The 5712-nt window shown below is 40.7% G+C and carries 8 protein-coding genes and 1 pseudogene; all 9 read left to right on the top strand.

Annotated features, from left to right (window positions below; translation table 11 throughout):
- Positions 1-208: 208 nt before the first annotated feature.
- Positions 209-415, top strand: a pseudogene (locus QZT26_RS16165) (type II toxin-antitoxin system RelE/ParE family toxin); the annotation flags it as partial.
- A 668-nt stretch (positions 416-1083) separates the two neighbouring features.
- A complete protein-coding gene (locus tag QZT26_RS16160) occupies positions 1084-1296 on the top strand; it encodes a hypothetical protein (protein ID WP_295103629.1) in 213 nt (70 codons plus the stop codon).
- Between the two features lie 229 nt (positions 1297-1525).
- Positions 1526-1702 carry a hypothetical protein gene (locus QZT26_RS16155; protein WP_295103627.1) on the top strand — a complete coding sequence of 59 codons (177 nt, stop codon included), beginning with the start codon at positions 1526-1528 and terminating at the stop codon, positions 1700-1702.
- A 161-nt stretch (positions 1703-1863) separates the two neighbouring features.
- Positions 1864-2325, top strand: a complete 462-nt coding sequence (locus tag QZT26_RS16150; RefSeq protein WP_295103625.1) for a PIN domain-containing protein — start codon at positions 1864-1866, stop codon at positions 2323-2325.
- Positions 2309-2500 carry a hypothetical protein gene (locus QZT26_RS16145; protein ID WP_099325445.1) on the top strand — a complete coding sequence of 64 codons (192 nt, stop codon included), beginning with the start codon at positions 2309-2311 and terminating at the stop codon, positions 2498-2500. The genes QZT26_RS16150 and QZT26_RS16145 overlap by 17 nt, the downstream gene beginning before the upstream one ends.
- A 686-nt stretch (positions 2501-3186) precedes the next feature.
- Positions 3187-3567, top strand: a complete 381-nt coding sequence (locus QZT26_RS16140) for a hypothetical protein (RefSeq protein WP_295103622.1) — start codon at positions 3187-3189, stop codon at positions 3565-3567.
- A gap of 316 nt (positions 3568-3883) precedes the next feature.
- Positions 3884-4087 carry a hypothetical protein gene (locus QZT26_RS16135; protein ID WP_099325447.1) on the top strand — a complete coding sequence of 68 codons (204 nt, stop codon included), beginning with the start codon at positions 3884-3886 and terminating at the stop codon, positions 4085-4087.
- Positions 4088-4986: 899 nt separating this feature from the next.
- Positions 4987-5301, top strand: a complete 315-nt coding sequence (locus QZT26_RS16130; protein WP_205713339.1) for a hypothetical protein — start codon at positions 4987-4989, stop codon at positions 5299-5301.
- A gap of 88 nt (positions 5302-5389) precedes the next feature.
- Positions 5390-5590 carry a hypothetical protein gene (locus QZT26_RS16125; protein ID WP_099325449.1) on the top strand — a complete coding sequence of 67 codons (201 nt, stop codon included), beginning with the start codon at positions 5390-5392 and terminating at the stop codon, positions 5588-5590.
- Positions 5591-5712: the final 122 nt, after the last annotated feature.

Below are 5712 nucleotides of genomic sequence, written 5' to 3'. Positions count from 1 at the left end.
GAATCAAAATCACTGATGACCAAATGAAAGAAATAAACATAAACAAACACAGTGTCTTGCCAGATTGGAATTATACAATTTCACTTAACTAAATTAATAAAAATACCAAATTATTTTTGGACAGTGTCTAAATGGCATACAATATAAAATGGTCTCCACGGGCTGCCTCCGATTTTGAAGAAATTTGTGAGTACATCGCAAATATTATGCTGCTCTTTTTGCGAGAAAAGTAAATGTCATTGTTAAATCAATTCCTCAATTTCCCAAGTCTGGACGAATGGTTCCTGAGTATGGAGATGAAGATTTACGAGAAAAGATTTATGAGAATTACAGAATCGTTTATCGTATTAAAGGGGAACTTATTGAGGTTGTTGCCATTTGTCATGGCTCAAGGCTTTTGGGAAATGTATTGTAATCGGAGACGGAACCTCATTTGACAAAAAATTTTTATAGAACATTCTAATATTGAAGCGGATGTTCTTTTACGTGTTCTTTGTGATGACCCTCCAGTTGATGCGATTGAAGAATCAGGAGGGGTAATCGTGAGTTACGAAGAAGATAGAGAACCTGTCAGTGTGGCTCAAGTTCCGGGGCACCATACATAATTATTGACTTCATTATTAAAATAGTTAAGAGGTGTTCATGTCCGGAATTGCTCGTGTGGTAGTTCCGGAAACGCCACAACATATTACTCAACGAGGAAGTCGACGTATGCAGGCATTCTTCTGCGACTAGGATTGTGAGGCTACATAGACTTGACGTTTCAGTGGTGTAGGCGCTCAGACATTGAAATATGGGCATATTGCTTGCTGCCAAACCATGTACACCTGATTAGGTTCCGCCCTCTGAAAATGCGCTTAGCCAGGCGATTGGAGAAGCGCATCGACGCTACACACATCGCGTAAATTTCCGGGAAGGCTGGAGAGGCCACCTGCGGCAAGGACGTTTTGCCTCTTTCCCAATAGACAAAACCCATTTGTGTTTAGCCTAGTGGCACATTTTGCCTGTGCGGAATACAGGCAGGAATGCCTGTACCACCCTTGCAATAAATTTTATTATTCATCTTCCGAAAACCTTATTTTTTTGACTATATTTACAAAAAATCGGGAATGCACCCTTGCTGGGAGAGATGATCGTCTTGTGCATGGAGAGCCGTTGCTTGAGATGTTTGGCAAGTGGGACGAGTTTCTTTCCAGAGGTCTATCGGAAGGAGAAGTTGAAAAGGACCGATGTCATGAGCGAGCCGGAAGACCTCTTAGCGCCGACAGTTTTGGGTGCATTCCCGATTGTTTGTAAGCGTTCATGGAGTCGGGGCAAAACAACCCTGACAGGGTTTGAAACCCTGTCAGGGTTAACACTACTGCAACGTTTCATTAAAACATGGCGGAAGTCACAAAAAATCGGGAATGCACCCCTACAAGACCTTTAAACCAATCTCAAAAGAAAGGGCTCAGGACACTTTATCTAATGCTGTTTATTTTGTAAATGCCATAATGAAATATCTGGAAGATGATATGAAGAAATCATGAAAGCTGTGCATCCGGATAAGGCATACAATCTTGAAATGCCGATTGAAATGTTCGCGGGCGAAGGAGATGTGGTTTTTGCTATCAGCAGTTCCGGCAGATCCGAGAACATCCCCTGCAGGGTTAGGGTAGGCATATCTAAAAAGTGCAGAGTAATTACACTGTCTGAAGTTTGAGCAACAAAGGCCTCTTCCTTTTGAATACAAAAGCGTCAAGCTTGATTGTGAACATAGAATTGATATTTATAGTTGAAGAAAAAAGGTTATCCTCAACAAAGGCTCTTCCTGGGCCAAAATTTTAATAGCAAGCCTCTTATAATCAGTCTGGATTATGGAGTATGATAAAAGTTTATTTTGATAACTGCGTGTATAACAGACCCTTTGATGATCAGGGCAATGAGAGGGTTTTGATTGAGGCAAGGGCTTTTTATATTATTCTTAAGTGGATTGAAGATGGGAAAATAACGAGTATCAACTCCGATGCCCTTGAATATGAAAACGGTATGACGCCTGATCCTGACAGACGAATCAGGATTAAGACATACCTTGCCATGACAAAGGCGCATGCAAAGCTTTCTGAATCTCTGGCTGAGAGGGCGAAAGAGATTGTTGGTTTAGGTATGAGGGGGATGGATGCCGTGCACATAGCTATGGCAGAGCATGAGAATGCCGAATACTTTGTTACCTGTGATGATGGTATAATAAAAAGAGCCAAAGAATTCTCAGAAATGCTTAGAGTGAAGGTTTGTAGTATATTGAAATTTCTGGAGGAGGTAATGCAATATGGCGAAGACAATTAGTGAGGTTAAAGAGATAGGATGGGACGCCCTCGTTGAACGTTTAGGAGCAAGCGGCGCAACGCTATTCATTTTGGAATACGAAAAAGGTTATGGAGATTACACCAAAGACAGAACAAAGATATTCGACAAAAAACCCCTTGAAGAAATTATAGAAGAAATCAAAGGAGAGGATTAACATAAAATGAAAAATTCACCTCGCAGCGAAAACAATGAAAAGAGGAGTGAGGAATGAACTTACATGAAAGGATATGTTTGGGAAGTCTGTAATTAAAGGTACCCGTATTGCTGTGGAACATATACTCTGTAAATTAGGCGGTGGTATAACTCCTGATGAAATTATCGAAGACCATCCTCATCTAAAAAAAGGTAACTATTCAGCGTAAACGATACACGGCTCGTACCCAAACCTTGTACTGAACATAGTGAAGTATATGTTTGGGAATGCGTTTGTTCGAGAAACCCCTGTTTCTCGCCTGTTTGCTGATAGATAGGAAATAAAATCACAGGGTTAAGACAGTTTGTAATTTGTCAAGTCAGACCCTCACTGGAAACAAAGTTTCCAGTGCAATTGATAGTTCTGGGGACATCATACATAATTATTGACTTCATTATTAAAATAGTTAGGAGATGTTCATATCCAGAATTGCTCGTGTGGTAGTTCCGGAAACGCCACATCATATTACTCAACGAGGAAAACAACATTTGCAGACATTCTTCTGCGACGAGGATTATGAGGCTACATAGACTTGATGCCTCAGTGGTGTAGGCGCTGGGACATTTAAATATGTACATATTGTTTGCTGCCAAACCATGTACACCCGATTGCGGTTCCGCCCTCTGAAAATACGCTTAGTCAGGCGATTGGAGAAGCGCATCGACGCTACCACGTTGCGTAAACTTCTGGGAAGGCTGGAGAGAACACCTGTGGCAAGAACGTTTTGCCTCTTTCCCAATGGACAAAACCCATTTGTACTTGCCGCACGCTATGCTGAACTGAATCCGGTGAGAGCAACATTAGTTAAGAAACTGCAGGGGCACCGATGGGGTAGCGCATCCGCGCACATTGCTGGGAGAGATGACCGTCTTGTGCCTGTAGAGCCGTTGTTTGAGATGTTTGGCAAGTGGGACGAGTTTCTTTCCAGAGGTCTATCGGAAGGAGAAGTTGAAAAGGCCCGATGTCATGAGCGAGCCGGAAGACCTCTTAGCGCCGACAGTTTTGGGTGTATTCCCGATTTTTTGTGATTTCCGCCATGTTTTATGAAACGTTGCAGTAGTGTTAACCCTGACAGGGTTTCAAACCCTGTCAGGGTTGTTTTGCCCCGACTCCATGAACGCTTACAAACAATCGGGAATGCACCCGACAGTTTTTTAGTCCAGCTTGAAAATGCTCCTGGAAGAATACTCCATAAGCAAGAATCTGGCCCAAAGAGGTCTCAAAAGGAAAAGAAGCATCTCCAAAATTGAGTATGGCGTCCCTGAATTCGTCAAGGGTTGATAAGTATGATTGCCTTAGTGTTAATTGACTTGATGGTAATAAAAATTTATTGGAGAAAAAACGATGAAAACAAAAACCCTTCCATTTGCAAAAGAATTTATAACAGATTCTAAAGGGCACATTACCAAAATAATTATGGATTTTGATGATTATCAACGTTTTCTTGATTGGGTTGAAGATGAAGGATTAGTTCTGGCAATGAATGAGGTTGAAAATGAAGCGTCTATGAGCCTGGAAAAGGCATTAAATGAACTTGAAAAGAAATGAAGACGGAGTATATATCAAGTTTTATAAAGGATTTGGGAGCGCTAAAAGGTTCCCATTATTATGAGAAAATTAAAACTATGGTTTTCGAAGATATTCCCAAATTACCTGATATAGACAAAGTGAAGAATTTAAGAAAGTTAAAAAATAACAAACCATATTACCGGATTCGTATTGGGGAATATAGAATAGGAGTTAGATTGAATAATAATACACTGGTTTTTATGCGTGTATTACATCGTAAAGATATAGTCAAACAAATAAGGTTTTCGAAAAATATACACACCCCCGGCCCCTCTTTTTAGAGGGGAGATAAGAAGTCCCCTCTATCAAGAGGGGATTTAGGGGTGTGTTTGATAATATGCCTAGTCAAATAAATCTGTTTTTTAGAAAGCCATTTTATCGCCAAATCTCTAAAATCATATTTGTTTGGCTATATTTATCGTTATTTTCCATAATCCACTTTTCTTTAATCAAAATATAGTGAGGCGTCAATTGACTGATAGTTCTGGGGACATCATACATAATTATTGACTTCATTATTAAAATAGTTAAGAGGTGTTCATGTCCAGAATTGCGCATGTGGTAGTTCCGGAAACGTCACATCATAATTACTCAACGAGGAAATCGACGTTTGCAGGCATTCTTCTGCGACTAGGATTGTGAGGCTACATAGACTTGAGGTCTCAGTGGTGTAGGCGCTGGGACATTGAAATATGGGCATATTGCTTGCCGCCAAACCATTTACACCTGATTGCGGTTCCGCCCTCTGAAAATGGGCTTAGTCAGGCGATTGGATAAGTGCATCGACGCTACACACGTCGCGTAAACTTCCGGGAAGGCTGGAGAGGACGCCTGCGGTAAGGACGTTTTGCCTCTTTCCCAATAGACAAAACCCATTTGTGCTTAGCCGTGGCACAGGCATTTTGCCTGTGCGGAATACAGGCAGGAATGCCTGTACCACCCTTGCTGGGGGAGACGACCGTCTTGTGCATGTAGAGTCGTTGCTTGAGATGTTTGGCAAGTGGGACGATTTTCTTACCAGCGGTCTATCGGAAGAAGAAGTCGAAGAGGTTCGATGTCATGGGCGAACCGGAAGACCTCCTGGCGCTGACAGTTTTTTAGTCCAGCTTGAAAATGCTCCTGGAAGAATACTCCATAAGCAAAAACCTGGCCCAAAGAGGTCTCAAAAGGAAAAGAAGCATCTCCAAAATTAAGTATGGCGTCCCATGAATTCTCAATAAGTGGGATGTGTCTCCTTTTTCCAAGATAAAATTAAATAAGATTAACGGGAGGATTAGCTTCATGAAAGTTATTACAGAAAAAGAAGAACTTTATAAACTTATTAAAGAAGCGGTAAGAGAGGTTTTGCACGAAGAAATTGTGGAGATATTTCTTAAAAATATACCTTTGATTTCAAAGGAAGAAATGAAAGATATTGAAAATTTGTACGGGAAGCCATCGTTAGATAAAATAGCGGCGTTTAGCGAGACAATAGAGATATAGTCAAACAAATCAGGTTTTCGAAATTTGCTCGCCAATAATTTGAAAATTTTCAGTTAAAAGAGTAGACAATTCATCTGTATACTCGTTAATATTTTTGAAAAAACTTAAACATTTGTTTTTAA

It is taken from the genome of uncultured Candidatus Kuenenia sp., from assembly GCF_900696675.1.
GTDB lineage: Bacteria > Planctomycetota > Brocadiia > Brocadiales > Brocadiaceae > Kuenenia > Kuenenia stuttgartiensis_A.
The sequence above is the reverse complement of the archived record's forward strand: the minus strand, read 5'-3'. Positions and strand labels throughout refer to the sequence as shown.